The sequence below is a fragment of the Proteus sp. CA142267 genome, from assembly GCF_003336825.1.
Classification (GTDB): Bacteria; Pseudomonadota; Gammaproteobacteria; order Enterobacterales; family Enterobacteriaceae; genus Proteus; species Proteus terrae.
Genome location: NZ_QPMG01000007.1, coordinates 57,972 through 77,284, shown reverse-complemented (window position 1 = coordinate 77,284; position 19,313 = coordinate 57,972). Strand labels below are relative to the sequence as shown.

The 19,313-nt window shown below is 37.2% G+C and carries 15 protein-coding genes; 6 read left to right on the top strand and 9 right to left on the bottom strand.

Annotated elements, in window-relative coordinates; translation table 11 throughout:
* Positions 1 to 2: 2 nt before the first annotated feature.
* From yidC to C0T34_RS12495, 6 genes are all read left to right on the top strand, one after another.
* A complete protein-coding gene (gene yidC / locus C0T34_RS12525; RefSeq protein WP_098941508.1) occupies positions 3 to 1,643 on the top strand; it encodes a membrane protein insertase YidC in 1,641 nt (546 codons plus the stop codon).
* Positions 1,644 to 1,773: 130 nt separating this feature from the next.
* Positions 1,774 to 3,138: a tRNA uridine-5-carboxymethylaminomethyl(34) synthesis GTPase MnmE gene (gene mnmE, locus C0T34_RS12520; protein ID WP_023583363.1), complete on the top strand. Its 1,365-nt coding sequence runs from the start codon at positions 1,774 to 1,776 to the stop codon at positions 3,136 to 3,138.
* Between the two features lie 148 nt (positions 3,139 to 3,286).
* Positions 3,287 to 3,544 carry a helix-turn-helix domain-containing protein gene (locus C0T34_RS12515; RefSeq protein WP_072070485.1) on the top strand — a complete coding sequence of 86 codons (258 nt, stop codon included), beginning with the start codon at positions 3,287 to 3,289 and terminating at the stop codon, positions 3,542 to 3,544.
* Positions 3,545 to 4,858 carry a type II toxin-antitoxin system HipA family toxin gene (locus tag C0T34_RS12510; RefSeq protein WP_109850242.1) on the top strand — a complete coding sequence of 438 codons (1,314 nt, stop codon included), beginning with the start codon at positions 3,545 to 3,547 and terminating at the stop codon, positions 4,856 to 4,858.
* A gap of 196 nt (positions 4,859 to 5,054) precedes the next feature.
* Positions 5,055 to 5,234, top strand: coding sequence for a hypothetical protein (locus tag C0T34_RS12505; protein ID WP_088494147.1), 180 nt, complete (start codon positions 5,055 to 5,057; stop codon positions 5,232 to 5,234).
* Positions 5,235 to 5,866: 632 nt separating this feature from the next.
* Complete coding sequence (locus C0T34_RS12495; RefSeq protein ID WP_098941511.1) at positions 5,867 to 6,328, top strand: DUF1097 domain-containing protein; 462 nt, start codon at positions 5,867 to 5,869, stop codon at positions 6,326 to 6,328.
* Between the two features lie 100 nt (positions 6,329 to 6,428).
* Here C0T34_RS12495 and C0T34_RS12490 read toward each other — a convergent pair whose 3' ends face one another.
* The 9 genes from C0T34_RS12490 to C0T34_RS12450 all read right to left on the bottom strand — a co-directional run bounded on the left by C0T34_RS12490 (position 6,429) and on the right by C0T34_RS12450 (position 18,955).
* The gene (locus tag C0T34_RS12490; RefSeq protein WP_109850241.1) at positions 6,429 to 7,208 is read right to left on the bottom strand and encodes an ABC transporter ATP-binding protein; all 780 of its coding nucleotides are present in this window, start codon (positions 7,206 to 7,208) and stop codon (positions 6,429 to 6,431) included.
* A gap of 80 nt (positions 7,209 to 7,288) precedes the next feature.
* Complete coding sequence (locus C0T34_RS12485; RefSeq protein WP_109850240.1) at positions 7,289 to 9,370, bottom strand: TonB-dependent receptor; 2,082 nt, start codon at positions 9,368 to 9,370, stop codon at positions 7,289 to 7,291.
* A gap of 147 nt (positions 9,371 to 9,517) precedes the next feature.
* Positions 9,518 to 10,558, bottom strand: a complete 1,041-nt coding sequence (locus tag C0T34_RS12480; protein WP_109850239.1) for an iron chelate uptake ABC transporter family permease subunit — start codon at positions 10,556 to 10,558, stop codon at positions 9,518 to 9,520.
* Entirely contained in the window at positions 10,555 to 11,562 is a 1,008-nt protein-coding gene (locus tag C0T34_RS12475; RefSeq protein ID WP_098941515.1) for an iron ABC transporter permease, read from the bottom strand. The genes C0T34_RS12480 and C0T34_RS12475 overlap by 4 nt, the downstream gene beginning before the upstream one ends.
* Before the next feature lie 6 nt (positions 11,563 to 11,568).
* Complete coding sequence (fepB, locus tag C0T34_RS12470) at positions 11,569 to 12,525, bottom strand: Fe2+-enterobactin ABC transporter substrate-binding protein (protein WP_098941516.1); 957 nt, start codon at positions 12,523 to 12,525, stop codon at positions 11,569 to 11,571.
* A gap of 188 nt (positions 12,526 to 12,713) precedes the next feature.
* Positions 12,714 to 13,508, bottom strand: coding sequence for an energy transducer TonB (locus C0T34_RS12465; protein WP_109850238.1), 795 nt, complete (start codon positions 13,506 to 13,508; stop codon positions 12,714 to 12,716).
* A 27-nt stretch (positions 13,509 to 13,535) separates the two neighbouring features.
* A complete protein-coding gene (locus C0T34_RS12460) occupies positions 13,536 to 16,580 on the bottom strand; it encodes a TonB-dependent receptor (protein ID WP_098941518.1) in 3,045 nt (1,014 codons plus the stop codon).
* Positions 16,581 to 16,621: 41 nt separating this feature from the next.
* Positions 16,622 to 17,983, bottom strand: a complete 1,362-nt coding sequence (locus C0T34_RS12455) for a porin family protein (RefSeq protein WP_098941519.1) — start codon at positions 17,981 to 17,983, stop codon at positions 16,622 to 16,624.
* Positions 17,984 to 18,193: 210 nt separating this feature from the next.
* The gene (locus tag C0T34_RS12450) at positions 18,194 to 18,955 is read right to left on the bottom strand and encodes a Slam-dependent surface lipoprotein (RefSeq protein ID WP_098941520.1); all 762 of its coding nucleotides are present in this window, start codon (positions 18,953 to 18,955) and stop codon (positions 18,194 to 18,196) included.
* Positions 18,956 to 19,313: the final 358 nt, after the last annotated feature.

Here is a 19,313-nt window from a genome sequence, read left to right as displayed (position 1 = left end):
CGATGGATTCGCAACGCAATCTTCTATTCATCGCTTTGCTGTTCGTTTCTTTCCTGATCTGGCAGCAGTGGGAGGGTGATAAAGTTTCACAAAACACCACCACTACCGCTCAGGTCTCGCAACAAGCGGACGTGCCAAGCAGTGATAGTCTTGCTGTAACTGGTAACAGCAATGAGCAGGCAAAATTGATTACCGTAAAAACTGACGTACTTGATATTCGTATCAATACTCAGGGCGGTACTATCGATGAGGCTGATTTGTTAGCCTATCCCGCCGAGCTTAATTCACAGACACCTTTCCGTTTACTGGAAACTACACCACAATTCCTGTATCAGGCTCAAAGTGGCTTAATCGGCCCAGATGGTCCAGATCAGAAATCTCGCCCAGTTTATAGTGCTGATAAAAACGAATTCGTACTTGGTGAAAACCAAGATGAATTACGTGTACCTATGACTTTCGTAAATGAAGAAGGCGTGAAATTCGTCAAAACCTTCATTCTGAAGAAAGGTCAGTACGATATCGGTATTGATTACAAAATTGAGAATACAACAGATAAAACGCTGACCATGAACTTCTACGGCCAGTTAAAACAATCTGTTAAATTGCCAGAAAGCCGTGATACAGGTAGTAGCAACTTTGCACTACACACTTATCGTGGTGCGGCATACTCATCAGATGAAACCAACTATAAAAAATATAGTTTTGGTGATATCGAAGATAAAAACTTATCTCTAACCACGAATAATGGTTGGGTTGCAATGTTACAACAGTACTTTGCAACAGCATGGGTTCCTTCTAAAGATAGTCAGAACAATAGCTTCTACTCTATCACTTTAGAAAACAAATCTATTGCTCTGATTGGTTATAAATCAGCACCGGTGACAATTGCACCAAATAGCAGTGCTGATATCAGCTCAACATTATGGGTTGGCCCTGAAATTCAGTCAGAAATGTCAGCCATTGCGCCACATTTAGACCTGTCTGTAGACTACGGTTGGTTATGGTTTATCTCTCAGCCACTGTTTAAACTGTTGAAGTTCCTTCACAGCTTTATCGGTAACTGGGGCTTCTCCATCATCATGATCACCTTTATCGTTCGTGGTATCATGTACCCGCTGACTAAAGCACAGTACACCTCCATGGCGAAAATGCGTTTACTGCAACCAAAACTGGCTGCACTGCGTGAACGTATTGGTGATGACAAACAGCGTATGAGCCAAGAAATGATGGCGTTATACAAACAAGAGAAAGTGAATCCTCTGGGTGGTTGTTTACCACTGATTATCCAGATGCCAATCTTCCTTGCGTTGTATTACATGCTGATGGGCTCTGTTGAATTACGTCATGCACCATTCATGTTATGGATCCAAGACTTATCTGCACAAGATCCGTACTACATCCTGCCATTATTAATGGGTGTGACAATGTTCATCATTCAGAAACTGTCTCCAACAGCAGTCACTGATCCGATGCAACAAAAAATCATGACCTTTATGCCGGTTGTGTTTACCGTATTCTTCCTGTGGTTCCCATCAGGTCTGGTTCTGTACTATATCGTCAGTAACTTAGTGACCATTATCCAGCAGCAGTTAATTTACCGCGGTCTGGAAAAACGTGGTTTACACAGCAGAGACAAAAAATAAGGTCACATGAGGAAAAACCTCTTCCTTGGTTACATTCAAAGGAAAGTGACATAAAATAGCGAAGGCGGTCTACAATGACCGCCTTCTGTTTTTTATATTGATATGATTATTCTGATTAAGCGAGTACACCATGCATAGCACTGATACTATCGTCGCTCAGGCCACACCTCCGGGAAGAGGCGGTGTTGGTATCCTACGCGTTTCTGGCCCTAAAGCTGCCCTTGTAGCACAAACCGTTTTAGGCAAGTTGCCTAAACCTCGTTATGCCGATTATCTGCCATTTCGCAATGATGACAACTCAGTACTTGATCAGGGTATCGCCCTTTTCTTCCCTAATCCGAACTCATTTACGGGTGAAGATGTTCTAGAACTACAAGGCCATGGTGGCCCCGTTATTCTGGATTTATTACTAAAACGTATTTTACAAATCCCCGGTGTGCGTATTGCTAATCCTGGTGAGTTTTCTGAACGTGCGTTTTTAAATGACAAACTCGATTTAGCACAAGCAGAAGCGATTGCCGATTTAATTGATGCCAGCTCAGAACAAGCAGCTCGTTCAGCAATTAATTCGCTACAAGGTGCATTTTCCTCTCATATTAACGAGATGGTAGAGTCATTAACTCACTTACGTATCTATGTTGAAGCAGCCATTGATTTCCCTGATGAAGAGATTGATTTTCTTTCTGATGGTATCATCGAAGGAAAACTTAACGCCGTTATTGCTGAATTAGATGACGTTCGTGCTCAAGCTCGCCAAGGTAGCCTGTTACGTGAAGGGATGAAAGTGGTTATCGCAGGTCGCCCTAATGCAGGTAAATCAAGCCTATTAAATGCATTAGCAGGTCGAGAAGCAGCTATTGTCACGGATATTGCTGGTACGACTCGTGATGTATTGCGTGAGCATATTCATATTGATGGTATGCCTTTGCATATTATCGATACAGCAGGCTTACGTGAAGCCAGTGATGAAGTTGAACGCATTGGTATTGAACGTGCTTGGAAAGAGATTGAGCAAGCAGACAGAGTGCTATTTATGGTTGATAGCACCACAACTGATGCTACCACACCTGAAGATATCTGGCCTGAATTTATGGCACGTTTACCAAATACCTTGCCTGTTACTGTTATTCGTAACAAGTCGGATTTAACAGGGGAAAATGTCGAGATCACGGCACAAGGTAACTACCCAATGATCCGTTTATCTGCTCGTGATGGAATGGGTATCGAGTTACTGCGCGATCACCTAAAAGAAGCCATGGGCTTTAATAGCAATACTGAAGGTGGTTTCTTGGCTCGTCGCCGCCACTTACAGGCATTAAATACCGCTGCGGAACATCTACAGCAAGGCCATGAACAATTGGTTTATGCAAAATCCGGTGAATTGTTAGCAGAAGAGCTACGACTGGCTCAGCAAGCATTAAGTGAAATCACTGGTGAATTTACTTCAGATGACTTATTAGGCCGTATTTTCTCAAGTTTCTGCATCGGGAAGTAACCATCAAATCTTACCTGCTATACCGTGTAAACCTTAACTTAACGGTTATAGCAGGTAAAGTCGGATTTACACGCTATAACCACTAAATCTTGATCTACACGCTATAACCGGTATATTAGATATTAACGCCTATAACCGGTAGAAGATGATGATTATAATTAACGCCTATCAACTCAGCGTCCATCTAAAAGATGTCCGATTAACAAAAAAACTTTCTCAAGGTAAAGTCGCCCAAAAAGTGGGAATTCGACAAGACACCGTGTCCAATTTTGAACTTAATCCTAATTCCACCAAGCTAGAAACCTTTTTTAAACTGCTCTCCGCACTAAATTTAGAGATGGAAATTCATCCTAAAGATGCTAAAAATAATTTAGCACACAAAAGTGAATGGAAAGAGGAGTGGTAAATGGCGAGCCTTGATGTGTATATGAATGAATATTATGTGGGTATTTTTACTAAAAAAAGCTCAGGTGCGCATTCATTCCAATATGCTGAAGATTGGGTTAATCAACCAGGAAGTCGCCCTATATCTCTTTCTATGCCACTACAACTTCAAGAATATCAAGGAGATTGTGTCTATAATTTCTTTGATAATCTTTTACCTGATAATCCTGAAATTAGAAATCGTATTGTGAGTCGCTATAATGCAAACTCAAATCAACCATTTGATCTATTAACTGCCGTGGGTGCAGATACGGTTGGTGCATTACGGTTACTTCCTAGTAGTAGTACGCCAGCTAATATAAAAAAAATAGAATATAACAAACTTGATAACGCTGAACTTGAAAAAATACTATTAGGATATCAATCCAATACACCACTCGGTATGCTTGAAGAATATACTGATTTCAGAATTTCTATCGCTGGAGCGCAAGAAAAAACAGCATTACTTTTAAAAGATGATCATTGGTGTGTGCCACACAATAATACGCCGACTACACATATTATTAAGCTACCCATTGGTGTTATTGAAGGGCATTCCTATACAATGGATTTATCCGATAGTGTAGAAAATGAATATCTTTGTACCTTAATTGCCAAAGAATTTGATCTTCCTGTTCCTCACTGTTTTATTGTTAAAACAGAAAATATTAAAGCGCTTGCTGTAGAACGCTTTGATAGAAAATACTCATCAGATAAATCGTGGATAATCCGCTTACCCCAAGAAGATTTTTGCCAAATTCTAAATATACCTTCAGCTCTAAAATATGAAAATGAAGGGGGGCCTGGCATTATTGATATCATGAATTATTTGCTTGGTTCATCAAATGCTGATCAAGACCGTTTTCATTTTATGAAGGCACAAGTACTATTTTGGCTTTTAGCTGCAACAGATGGGCATGCAAAGAATTTCTCTGTTTTTATCAATCAAGAAGGACGTTTTCACCTCACGCCTCTTTATGACATCATGTCTATCTATCCCAATTTTGGAGGACGAGGACTTAATCCACGAGATGCAAAACTCGCTATGGGATTACAGGCAAGCCGAGGCAAAAAATATTCCATAGAGCAAATTTTTCCTCGCCATTTTTACCAAACAGCTGAAGCAGCCAGTTTCGATCCTTCATTGATGACTGATATTCTTCGTTATTTTTATAAAGAAATGGACGATGCCATCAAGCGCGTAAAACAACAACTACCTGATGATTTTCCTTCTGAAATTAGCAGTAAAATATTGAATGGAATGAAAACACGCTCCGCAAGATTAGCCAATATTTAGCAGCTTACCTGCTATACCGTGTAAACCTTAACTTAACGGTTATAGCAGGTAAGTTCGATTTACACGCTATAGTCGTTTTTTAATAATTAAGTGATAGCTTTACTCATCTTTGTAGTTTGTTTTTTAAACAATTAATCCTTATTTATACTAATCAACATTACTATATTTTCCAGAAAGAAAATCATAGGAGATATCAATGGCCACGACTTCTTTTAGTAAAAATTTTATTGTTAAGGACAAACAGTCTATTGAACTTATACAGAATGCTTTAAGTTATCCTCGACATATAAAAATAGTAAAACGGAATTACGAAACAGAAAATAGACAAGGAATTGCGTTATTAAAACAACGATTATCCAACTTGGAAAACTACTAAAAGAGTTTGGTAAAGAAATAACAATTAAGCTCTTAGGTAGTTTTTCTAATAATTTAAATAGTGACGTTGAGAAATTTTTAACTTCTTCTACTAAAGCAATAAGATTTGAGCAAACTAATAATGCACGAACCTATTTAATATTAAATGATAATGGTGAAATTCTTGCTTACTTCTCTTTATCCTTTAAAGTTAATCTTGAATGTTATGCCGTCTTATCAGAAGCAAAAGCTCTTATTGGTGGTAGGATCATTATATTAGAATGCGAAAATAATAAAAATCTAATTCAACTTTATGAAAGACATGGTTTTACACTAATTGAAACCGAAAACAATTGTCCTTATTCTCTTCGAACTCTTTATATTCATATTATTGAAGAATAAAAATAAATTAAATATCAATAAATAATACGTAGTTAAATATTTATTTTTACATTTAATAAATAAAATTTATTACGCAATCGTTTACTTTTTATTTTTTCTATCTTGAATAAAGAACAATATATCTAACACGTATTAATACCATTATTAAATGTGCATTTTAATGATCTAAATATAGAAAATCAGTCAATGACAATGCTAAACTTCGTTTTTAGTTAACTGGGTAAATATCCCCCTTATATTTAAGAGTCTATCGTGAGAACGCTTTATTTTACTGCGCTGACAACAGGCATTCTTTCTGCCATTTGGGCATTTATTGCTAATCAATTTGATTTATTAAGCTGGGCTGGCTTTTTGGGTTGCACCGCCTATTTTGCTTATCCTAAAGAAGGTATTAAAGGATTAGCTGTCACTATGGCTACCATTATGAGTGGCGTGATTTGGGCATTAGCGATTATTTATGGTAGCCAAGTCTTTAGTGATATTTCTATTTTTGGCTATGCTGTCACAGGTGTTATTGCCTTTGTGATGTGTATCCAAGCTAAAAGTGCACTACTTGCTTATATTCCCGGCACTTTTATTGGAGCATGTACTATATTTGCCGCTCAAGGGGATCTCGCTCAAACCATCCCTTCATTAATCGTTGGCGTTCTATTTGGGTATTCGATGAAAATGAGTGGACTTTGGGTTGCCAATAAATGGCCAAAAACAGCGTAATTTGTTTATGCTAACTCAAATCTAAAAGCGGTATTTAGTTATGCTAAAGCCGCTTTTTTATTTCTTAGCTATATAGCCAGCAATATAGTTAGTTATATAGTTAGCAAGGTACAATCATCGGTGTCCCAACAACAGGATCAGGAATAATTTGGCATTCCAAATCAAAAACCTGTTTGATTAGCGCTTGATTGATAATAGATTTTGGCTCTCCTTGCGCAATGATTTTTCCTTTCACCATCACCACCAAATAATCGGCATAACGACACGCTTGGTTTAAGTCATGTAAAACAGCGACGACGGTGCGTCCTTGTTGCTGATTAAGCTTTCGAAATATATTGAGTAATTCAATTTGATAAGCAATATCTAAATATGTTGTTGGCTCATCTAACAGTAAAATCTCGGTTTGTTGCGCTAATATCATCGCTACCCAAACACGTTGCCGTTGACCGCCAGATAACGAATCCACTGTTTTATCTGCAAATTCTACAATCCCAGTCTCTTTCATTGCAGTTTCTACGGCTAACTTATCTTCTCGGCTCCATTGATGCATAAAGCTTTGATGAGGAAAACGTCCTCTTGCTACTAAATTAGCCACAGTGATCCCAGAAGGCGCTTGCATCGTTTGTGGTAATAACGCGATTTGACAGGCAAGTTTTTTGGTCGGTAATGACGTTAAAGGCTGAGCATCTAATGAAACATGGCCTGATAATGGTTTCAATAAACAACACAAACTACGCAATAGCGTTGATTTACCACAACCATTGGGGCCAATAATGACGGTGACCTTTTTATCAGGAATAGAAAGCGAAATATCTTGACAAATCGTTGTCTGTTGATATCCCAATTTTAAACTGTGTGTCTGTAATCGGCTATTGTGCATAACATTATCTTTTTATTGAATGATCACATTAGGCAAAATAAGGGTGATAAATTAACACCACCCTTTGCTGTGATTTATATTTAGAAACGAACTTCTACTGAAGCACCAATCATACGAGGGCGTTGGTAAATAGCAGTATCTTTATTATTATCTGGAGTAAGAATTCGTTTATCAGAATCAAATAAGTTCTGAGCAAATAACGTTGTTCTACCCCATTTAAAGTTATAGCCAAGCTGTAAATTAGCTAACCAAAAACTATCTACTTTGCCGCTATCTGCATTATTCGCATTCGAGAAATAATCTCCCGAGAACTGAACATTACCGCTAATATCCATCGCTTGTGTTAATTGATATTTAGCACCGACATTTGCAGTATAACTTGGTGCTCTAGCTAACTCTTTCCCTTCAATACCACTGTTACCAAAGTCTTTGATTTTAGTTTTTAATAAACCAACACCTGTATTTAATTCAAGAGCGTCTATTGGCTGATAAGCAACTGTTAATTCAGCACCATAAGTTTCAACCTTTTTCGCATTACGAATGGTGGAAGAGTTTGGCCCTAAATAGAATGGCAGTTGCATATCTTTATAATCGTTATAGAACAAGTTTGTCATAACACTCAACTTGTCATCCAACAGGCTATTACGTGTATAGAGGCTATAGTTCCATACATATTCGGGTGAATATACGTAAGTAACAATTGGCTTACCAATAGTCACACCTGCGCCACCACCGTTATAGCCTCGTCCGACAGCAAAACCGACGGTTTGGTTCACGGCAGGTTTCCATGCGATATCTGCTTTAGGGAGAAACGTGTTATAAGTTTCATCAAAATCGATAGCAACGGCTGCACTTCCCCCATTACGAGTGTGGTGCTCTCGTTCAAAGCGCCCTGATAATGTGATATCAATTTCAGGAAACAGTGCATAAGTTAATGAACCATAAGCAGAAGCCGTTTCTGTTTTATCATCAAAATAACTACCACCAAAGATATTTACAAATTCATCTTGTTTGGCGTGGAAATAACGTAAACCAAAAATTCCGCTTAATGCCTCACTGTCTGTTTTAAAACGAAGCATCGGTTCAAACTCAAACTCTTTAGCATCAATATCCGCACGAGGGCTTTGGGCTTCAGTGAGGCGGCGTGTTGAAAAATCAGTATAAATCAGAGTATTTTCAACACTTAAATTGTCATTCGCTTCCCATGTTGTATTTAAAATACCACTGGTTGTTTTACGTTTAATCACAGGACGAAAACGTGAAGGTGCATTTGGCGCTAAATTACTCGCCATATTGGCTTCATTTTGCGGTGATCGACTATCAAGATGGCTGACTGTTAACTTGGCTTTGAAATCAGGATCATCTAAAGAGTCATAAAGCAGTTTTCCACGAAATGTATTGGAATGGATATCGCGTGGATCACCCGTTGGTGAGTATTTATCCATGTGAACAAAGCTTTCACGCTCTTGTCTTTCTGCGGTAAAACGAAATGCTAGTTTATCTTCAATCAGTGGCCCTGAAGTCATCACTGCATATTCACGAAGATCTTGCTGACCCGCACCCAGTTTTACAGCATTTTCCCAATAGAATGTTGGATCTTGAGTTTTCACCAAAATCGCACCAGCAATCGCATTACGACCTTGAACATAGCTTTGCGGATCACGGAAAATTTCAACGGTATTCACATCCCATAACGATTGAGCACCATAACCAAATTCGTTGTAGGTAAATGAACGACCATCAACGGAGAAGTTAACTCTGGGGCGAGTACCGCCTAAAAAGGCAATCGCACCTTGTGCAGGCCCTGAACCATCAACACCTCGAATAGCAGGTAAAGCATTGCTGTTTCCGTTATCAACAATGTTGGGAGTCATTTGCAGTAGTGTGTTCACATCTGCATTTGGTGTGGCTTCTATTTTTTTCGCATCATAAACCGTGACACTTGAGCCTGTGTCATAAATAGATTTATTCAGTTTTTCACCCGTCACAATTAATACATCCACTTTTTCATCGTGTTTTTTGTTGTCTTGTGACGTTGACGTTTTTTCTATTTCTTGTGCATTTACATTAGGAACAGCAATACATAAAGTTCCTAATAAAGCCGTTTGTACAAGTGTTGTTATTGTGGCTTTTTTAGCGCGTAGAGTAAGAACAGTAGACATAAGTCTATACCTTTCATGCCATAGAGCATGCCATTAGACGATTTATAAAATACTCTCATTACATCCCAAATGTTTAATTAGTCTTTCTGGCGACCATCCCATGACTCATCCTTAAGTTAGTAAATATTTATTTCCTTTATTATTATTTTAAGTTCTCTGTTTTCTTGTCAGTAACCACAACAAATAAAGTCCACCAATAACACCTGTCATTAAACCAACAGGCATCGTGATATTGATGGGTAGGCTTTGTGATAACACATCAGCAGAAAGTAAAAGGAGTGCTCCCATTAATGCAGAGCCCACAATGGGTAACTTTCCTGAATGGCTTAATCTGATCACTAATTGAGGTGCAGCGAGTGCGACAAAGGCAATTGGCCCTGCGCTGGCTGTCGCTAATGAGGCAAGTAATACGGCACTAAAAATCATCACCCATCTAACTCTACCTACATGGACACCCAATTGCTGTGCCATATCATCACCCATTTCCATTAACGTTAATGACTTAGCGTAAAAAATAATAAGTGGAACAAGGATCAGTAAACCAATAAAGGTAGGATAAACATGTTGCCAAGTACGGGCATTTAGTGAGCCCGCAAGCCAAAGATTAGCCATGATGGCATTATCAATATTGCCCTTTACCAACAATAAACCATTAAAAGCATGTAAAATGGCACCGACACCAATACCAATTAAAATCATGGTGTAACCAGACATAACACCATTTTTTAATGACAGCAGATAAACAATTAGCGCCGTTGCCATTCCGCCTATTAACGTAGAAATAGCGATATCCACAACTGTGCCATTAAAAATAATGATTTGAAGTAATGCACCTGTTGCTGCACCTGTCGTAAAACCAATAACATCCGGTGAACCTAAAACATTACGAGAAATTGACTGGAAAATAGCCCCTGAAATACCTAATGCAGCACCAACTCCCATTGCGGTAAGCAGACGAGGCAAACGGATATCCATGACGATTTTTTCTTTAATACCGCCTTCTGATTGCCCAACAACAATATCTATCAATGTAGAAAATTCGATAGGAAATTTACCTGTTGTCAGAGCGAAAAATGCGAGAGAAATCATCAATAAAAATAAAAGAAAGGCGATGATGATATCTTTTGGAGAGAAGATCCAAGACCATGTACCCAATTGGCAGATAATCTCATTATTTTTAAGTTTCATAATGTAATGATCCGCCAACGTTTAACCAGATAGATAAAGAAAGGCCCGCCAATCAGTGAGATCATAATACCAACGCTAATTTCTCCCGGCGTACCAATTAACCGCCCTAAGCAATCTGCCACTAACATCACTAATGCACCAATCAGCATTGACATAGGTAAGATACGTCGATATTCAGCACCGACTAAACGACGAGCAAAATGAGGAGCGGTTAATCCTAAAAAGCTAATAGGCCCAACGGCTGCGGTTGCACTCCCTGCAAGAAGCACTATTGCAAAGGCTGATAATAACCAGACTCTTTTTTGGTTAGCCCCTAACGCATGGCTAATATCATCACCTAAAGTCACAATATCTAACGAACGTGTGAGTGAGTAAGCAATCACGCTTCCAATGACCACTAATACTGTAATCGGGTACAAAACATCAAAACTACGTCCTTGTAATGAACCCACAACCCAATGGCGGAATTGATCGAAAACGCGCTCATCACTATTTACCGTAACAAGCTGTGTAATAGCGAGCAAAACAACAGAGAGAGCAACACCTGCAAGCACCATTCTCACAGGGTTAAGTCCGTGTCTTACCCCGCCAAGAAGATAAACACCAATACCCGCGAAGAAAGCGCCTAATAAACCAAACCACATGTAAATAGTGACGTCAGTGATCCCCGTTAGCGCAATTAAAGAGACAATCGCGACCATAGCCCCAGCATTAATGCCAAACAAGCCCGGATCAGCAAGTGGGTTGCGTGTCAAAGCTTGCATTAGTGTTCCGGCTCCGCCTAATGCGACACCAATCACTATCGCTAATAATGTGCGAGGAAAGCGCAAATAGCGCACTAATAAGTGCTCACTATTTGTCGTATCAAAATCGATAAAAGCCTGCCATGTTGTGTGTATAGAAACAGCTCGGCTTCCTACAAATAAGCTTAATAGTGCAAAACAGAGCAATAGAAGAATAGCGCTTCTTATTCCCCACTTTATGCTGTGGTGAGAAGTCAACATGCGTTATTACTTCTGTTGGCTAAAACGCGCAACCATATCACTAATAATTTCTTGCGCGCTGTAATAATCAATACGAAACGAGTTTGCACCTAAACCATAAACTTGCTTATTTTTTATAGAAGGCAGATTTGCAAGAATGGGATCAGCCATAAATACATCGGCTTCTTTGGCGGTTCCACTTAATAGAAACGTTGTAGGTGCAGTGAGTTGTGTTAAATGCTCATATTGAGCCCACACAAAATCTGAAACAGGTTTATCTTTCGGTTGCCACGCAAGATCTGCACTTTCAATGGTGAAACCGAGTTGTTGTAATAATACCGCATGAGGGCTGGTGGTTAGCGAAACGGGATTAACAGTACCAGCACCAAAATAAGAGATAATATTGACCTGACCTTCAGGGAGTTGTAGTGCTTCTTTCCCCTCTTTTACTTTTTTTGCAAAACGCTGTAATAGTGTACTGGTCTCTTCTTCTTGTCCTGTGGCTTGTGCCAATTGTAACGCCAAGCTTTCCCAGCTCTGTTTGCCGTAATCTAAAACAATGGTAGGCGCAATTTGTTTAAATTGTTCAACTTGAGGATAGACCGTATCACCACCATTTACAGAAACAACGATTAAATCAGGTGCATAAAGATAAGCCATCTCTAATGAAACACTGCCCGCAGACCATAGCTTTTCAACATTTCTCTCTTTTGCTACTTTATCCCATTGGGCAAAAAATTGGCCATTTGCCGCCGTTGAACTGGCAACCACCGGAGCTTGCATGGCAAGGAGCGTTCCTGTGATAGAAACTGATGCCGATAAAATACGCTGAGGTTTTGTTTTAATTTCAGTTTTAGTGCCATCAACGTTGATAAAAGTGCGAGGCCAAGATTGGCTATCAGCGCCAACATCAGAAGCATTTGCTGTATTAACAATGAAAGAAAAAATAAAAACACAGGCAATAGAGACAACGGATTTAAACATGACCACTTTCCAAGTAAATATCTTTACTTTAAATAATAAATGCAATTATTAATGTTAATCATAATCAATATCATTAACAACAAGGATTTGTGGGTTTGTGATCGGAAAAATGAGAATGAGCGCACAAAAAACAATTTTATAAAAAAACACCCAAGTCCAAGTCGCACTCAGGTGTTTTCGTTAGTTTATTAATTTAATTGAAAATCTAATGAAACAATCAAAGGGTTCAATAGGTTTTCGGGTTTAGGACCTATAGGTTTTACGCGTTTAACCGCAGCAATAGCCGCATTATCAAGGGAAGAAATACCCGAGGTACTTTCTATCTCAACCCTTGAAATCGTGCCTTCAGATGTGAGTGAAAAACTCACCACCACCTGACCTTCATGTTGCATACGACGTGCTTGTGATGGGTAACGTTTATGACGCTCTATTTCTCGACGCAGTGAACTAATATAGTGATTATCAGATTCGCCTTGCCCTATTCCTTTCTCGCTTAATGCATGACTTCTTCCTGCTAACGAATTTGCCGTATGTTGTGTCAAGCTTTCTGCCGAGGCTTCTGAAGTCGTTTGCGCTACTTGGCTTTCTAAATCACGCTGTTTTATCGGCTCTACTTTTTCTTGCACCACCTGTTTTTTTACAGGTGTAATTGGTTTTATAGGTGTGGGCTTTTCTTTTATTTTTTCAGGTATTTTCTTTGGTGCTTCAACAAACTCCCCTTTTTCGGCAATGGGTAAAACAATGGGCGTTTCTTGTGGCTCCGTTTCCACTAAAGGTTCCGGCACCACTGTTGATTGTTGAGGCGGTGAAAATACCACTTGGTAAACGGATAATGTATTTTCTTGTTGCTGATGAATATGGTGTGCACTTTCTGTCATAGAAAGTGAACGCAACACCCAACTTAATACGACGATATAAACTAATGATATGCCAATTAGCCAATAATAAATATTAAGCGGTTGCCTGACAGAAAGTGCCAACATAAATAAAAGCTCCTTACTCTCTTTTAGTTAAAATTGTGCAGTCACACCTAATCGGAATGTTCTTCCGGGTGCAGGCATACCTGATCGCGTTAAAGGATCAATGTAGTATTCGTTTAATAAATTACTGCTCGTTATTTCAAAAGATAAATTAGGGCTATATTGATAGTTAATGTAAGCATCAACGGTAAAGACTTTTGCCCAACGCATTGGGTTGTTATTTCTGCCATACATTTCTCGTGGTAATTTTTCTTTTAGCCATTTTTCATCTTTATTTTCCACTTCTGATGAATAAAGCCAACGACTTCCAACTTCTAATTTATTATCTAACCAACGAGTCCCTAAATGTAAATTAACCGAATATTTAGGTTGGATAGAAGTACGTAAAAAACCACCGGGATAACCCCCCGTCATACATTGTTTAACACCTAATAACCCTGAAGGATCGTAGTTACTAAAGGCATTTTTATCACATACTTTATTTTTATGGCTATAAACTAAAGCCGTATCCATAAAAATAAAGCCATTATCAAAGCGAGCTTGAACCTCTAACCCCTCTAATATTTGCTTTTCAAATTGCCTAATTTGCCAATTCGCATCTCTATCAAACACATTTTCAATATTGGTACGAAAATAGTTAATTTTAATATCGGCATGGCGCTCCACATTTAGCCAATCTGTCAAATCAAACACAACACCTAACTCAGCACTTTTCGCACGCTCGGGTTTTAATTTAAAACCGTAATAACGCGCTTTTGACCCAGAAAAACCACTGGTATCTTCAAATAAACTGGGTAACCGTAGCTGCTCAGTATAACGTCCATAAAAACGCAATATATCGTTGGCATATACCGTCGCAGACACTAAGGGTGAAAATGCGCCATGATGATAGCTGGCCTCTGGTGCAAAACTATCTTTATCATCATCAAGATAAATAGGTATTGGATTAGAAACGCCCATTTCATATTTATTAACTAATTCACCTGTAATTGGATCAGGTACTTTTTCATTAATATTAATATAACCGTTTAACAAAATATTATTGCTTTTTAATAACTCTCCATATTCATCAAAACCCCAATATAATAACTCTGTTTTCATTGGTCTCATAGTAGTAGAGTTGAAAACAACATTTCCATTCTCATCACGGAGATATGTTCTATTTTCAAAATGCATTTGTTTTGAGATTTTTATTTTACGATTAATTTCTTTTTTTATATTATCAGGTAGTTTTTCATACTCTGGATGAGTTAATTTATACGCTTGTACTATCCTTCTTTTTTCTCTAAGTTCAGGATCTCTTATTACTCTTTTATATTTTTCTGGTAACTGTTGTTCCGTAATTCCACATAGAGTGCCAACTAAATAACACTCTTCCTGTGTCAATGTTCTTTTATAACTTACTATATATCCTCTAATAGAAGGGGGTTTCTCATAACCTTTTACGTTATTCCGTCGCTTATTATTTAAAAAAGTATCCGTTAAATGATAATAATGATATTTTCCGCCAGCAGTAATAGCTAACCAAGAAAGTGGCTTCCAATCTGTGGAAAGGGCTAAATTAATTTCATGACGTTGTCCTGCTCTCCCTGAGGTAACAAAATCAAAATTTTCAGGAATTTTAATTTCATCACTGTCTAATTTTTCAAATTGATAATTACTGGAAAATGAAATAGAAAATTGAGGCGATAATTTAAATATCGAAGATAAATCCACGCCATAGCGATTGTTCTCTTGATAAAGAGATGCTGTATCAATAAAACGGGTATCTACTTTTGCATCCCATTTAGATAAATACCGTTCTTCATAATCAATCTCCATTGATACTCTGGGTTCACCACCACGAGTATTCGTATGCCCAGAAGTTAAATTACCCCATAAACGTAACAGTAAATCCGCTTGCTTATCTTCTGGTTTCCACTGATAAGTTAATATTCCCGCCTGTTGATTAATCGTTGCTAATGGCCATTGAGTCACAACATTTTTTTCGTAACGAGCCCACTCTAGCCTCAGAGGCATAATATCGCCAAACAGTAAGTCTGTGTATCGATAGTTAATCGAAAAACGGTGTGTTGATTCGGGGAATAATGTTCCTTTTACTAAAAAGGAACGATTACGACTGGAGGTATTAGGGACTTCATTACCAGGACGATAAATATGGGCAATAAAAGGAACATAAGGCGTTAACCTTAATTTATAATCAATAGAATGGATTGCCTTCATATCATCCGTTTCGAGATAAGCTTCTGTATTTCTTTTTCCTGCTAAATAATTTCCTTTTTCTCGCAGTGCATAGGTAAATAATAAATTAAATTTTTCTTTTTCAAAACCAATCCCAAGTCGAAATGAATGATCATGAAAGTGCCAATCTTTATTTTTTTGAGGGGTTATTTCTAAAGCTGGATCAACGACCTTTGAACCATGATGATAGAAATAAGGATAATTGCGATAATCTCCGAGCATATCTAAATAGACTTCTTTATACCGTGTGGAGTTATTACTAATATCCCCTTTAAAGTTAATACCAAAAGAATCGCCAATAGGTACAATATCTCGAATATCTAAGGTTTTTATCGCAATACCGCCACCAATACCGGTTTTCATATCAGGTGTTAATGAGGGACCTTTTTCAATATAGATACTGCTAATCAGATTAGAATCAATATAATTACGATTAGATGCGCCACTATAACCTCGATAAACAGTAATTGCCTGCTCTGTACCATCGACAGTCACAGGTATTCTACCTTGCCCTTGAATACCTCGAATATTAGGATCAAGCGCTCCCCCATTACGCGCTTCGCCACTATAAACACCAATGGCGCTTTTTAGTAAATCAGCGGGGGAAACGCCTTGATAACGCTCTAATAGCTCTTTTCCTAAATAAACATTAGAAACATCTTTCTCATAAACTTGTGAATAACCCTGTTTATCTTTTTCTTTATTATCAGAAATCTGAATATGACCAAGATCGGTTTTATCTTCTTTGGCTTGCAGATAAAAGCAAGGAGAAAATAGCGATAGAGAAACGAAGATTGAAACAATTTTTCGCTTTCTAAAAAGCATTACATGCATTGTTTTACCTATTCAATTAATAAAGGAAGTCACTTATTTAATTAAAATTGTTTTTCTAATTTAAATAACACTTCATGTTGCTGATATTGATATAACCAATCCACATTGCTTAATCTTCGGGTATAACGTAATTCCATTGTGGGATAACACCCTAAAACAAAAGGTGATTTGCTTTTAATATTGGTTGTAAAAATAAAACCATTGTCTTTTCTTCTCTTTTTTAATAAAGGGTTATAGTTATTAAAATATTTAAATTGATGCTGTAAAAAAAGAGAGATATGCCAATTAGCTGACAATGGATAATAAACGCCAGTTTTTATACCATACAGCTGATAATTTAATAAAGTGTTTTTTTTACGATCTAACTGATAATTTAATTGATTAACTAAGTGTATTCCATTATTAAAATAATAGTTATGGTAAGCACTATAACTTACTCGCTTACTATTTAAATTATTTAACGTTTTTTGATATTTCTTTATTTTATAATCCAAGCTTAAATTAATAGTTTGCTTTTTATTAATAAAATAGGAAAGCTGTGTTTCATTTCCCCATGCTTGATATTCATATTGTTCCCGTGATGATTTTATTTCGTAATAAGGTGTTATTGACCACTGATATTGCGGTTTTTGATAGCGGTAGCCCAGTTGTGTATATAATGCAAAAAAATTGGCATTACGGTGAGAGTGATAATCTATATATCTAGCATAAGTATAAGAAGAAAAAGTATGGTGAGAATAAATAATAAAAGGTTGATAAAAAGAAAAATAATGAGTAATTCCTGTAGATGCAATAGGTTTTGCACCTCTTAGCGTCGTTTTTCTTTGAGTGGATTGAGAAATAATTTTTTCAGATAAGTAAGGTGCATGGTTAATATTATCATCATAAAAAAAGCCAAGTTGATAGAAACGTTGGCCTTGAAAATAAGAGGCTAACTTAACCTTATAAAACTCAATAGATTGGATAATATCTTTAGATAAATCAACAATGTTGCTCAGTTGATTAAGTTGTTTCTGTGCTTTTTTATATTCTCGTAAATGAAAATAAAGTTGAATTAATCCTGTTTGGGCTGGGATAAAATCGGCTTTTTGCTTAAGTTGTTGCTGATAATAAAATTCAGCGTTTAAAAAATCACCTCTATTTTGTGCCAATAACGCCTTTGCATAATTAACAAGTAATGCTTCATGTTGGGGTTGTTGCTGATAATAAAGCAGTAATTTTTCTGCTTTTCGCCACTGTTGCTGTTGCAAATAGTGATAAAGCTGCTGACCTACTTTAGCTGTACTCGTTGTTTCAAGATAAGAAAATAACTTGTCGCGACTCTCTTTTGCGCTCCCATTAAATGAAAATACAATGAGCAATACAGCCAGTAACCCTCTGGTTAAAAGTTGATCATAATTCATGGTATATCCTTATAAAAACAAAAGAACAATTCCTTTAAATCGGCTTAATTTAGATAAAAAAAACAGATAACCCTATACCAGATTATCTGTTGCTAACATTTAGCGTAATGACCACTAATACCACTTTTAAAGAATTAACCGATTGTATTACCAAATAAATCTATAATGTTATTTTTGAAAAAATCAAGAAGCGTCCGTGCTTGCTGTCATTTATTCACTGTCACTGCTATTTTTCGTACCACCAAAACTAATGTCTTTTTTATGATCTGAACTAAACACCACAATACCCGCTAATGCTTCTGCACTTTCACCAAAGAAAGCGCCTTCAACAACCCCTGATGTTGACCCTTCATTTGCATCTGCAGAAAACGTCACTTGGTTATTTGCGGTATAAAGATTTCCTCCTGCTAAATCAACCGTACGTTGGCTATTAGTCAGCGAACCTTCGATTTTCTTTTGTGAAAAATCAACATCAAACGAACCTGAAAGTAAGTTACTACCACTATATTGACTAATACCCGTTACCGTATAAGTAGCACTGTCTGTCGGTAATGTGGTTGTAACATCTTTACCAACATAATAGGTTTGGTGTGTTGCATCCGTTGCTGATGTTGTTTTTGCCCAGTCACCAAAATAGACATTGGCATCCGTGATTTTGGCAAAGTGAAAAACACCCATATCACTATGTTGATGATTAGATTGAACTGTATAAATTCCATTACTATCCGCTCCACCACTCATTCTTGCTGATGTTAACGAAGCAAAACCAATTTTTTTCCCACCTCCTACTGTACTAATACCAACACCCGGCTCTCCACCTGGTATTTGACTATGACCACGCTGTATAGCATCACTTGCGCCAACTTTCATTGTCGTTAAAGGGCCACTTTGATTAGAGTGAATTTCAGCATGTACTGCATGAGAGCCCATTAATATAAATAATGCGCAGGTTAATTTATTACGTTTTTTCATAATAACTTCCTTATTATTCATTGGAGGGTGTGGCTACTTATTATAAATAAAAATAACAAGTAGCCACTTACAGAAATATTGATATTTTATCTATCGTTCCAGCTTCACTTACGAATATAAAGTTTGCTGTGTTGTTCGTAGGTAATATTAAATAAATCTCTTTTATTGTAAATAACACATTTTAATTAGAGAGGTTTTAATTAACCCTATTTATGTTATGAGAATTAAATTAATTAAATGATTTACTTTGATTTTTTATTTAAACACATAAAAAACAAATAAATATTTCATGTTTATTTTTGTGAACAGTCTCGCAATTATTTATCTTTATTTGTTTTAAGACTAATTAATATTTATT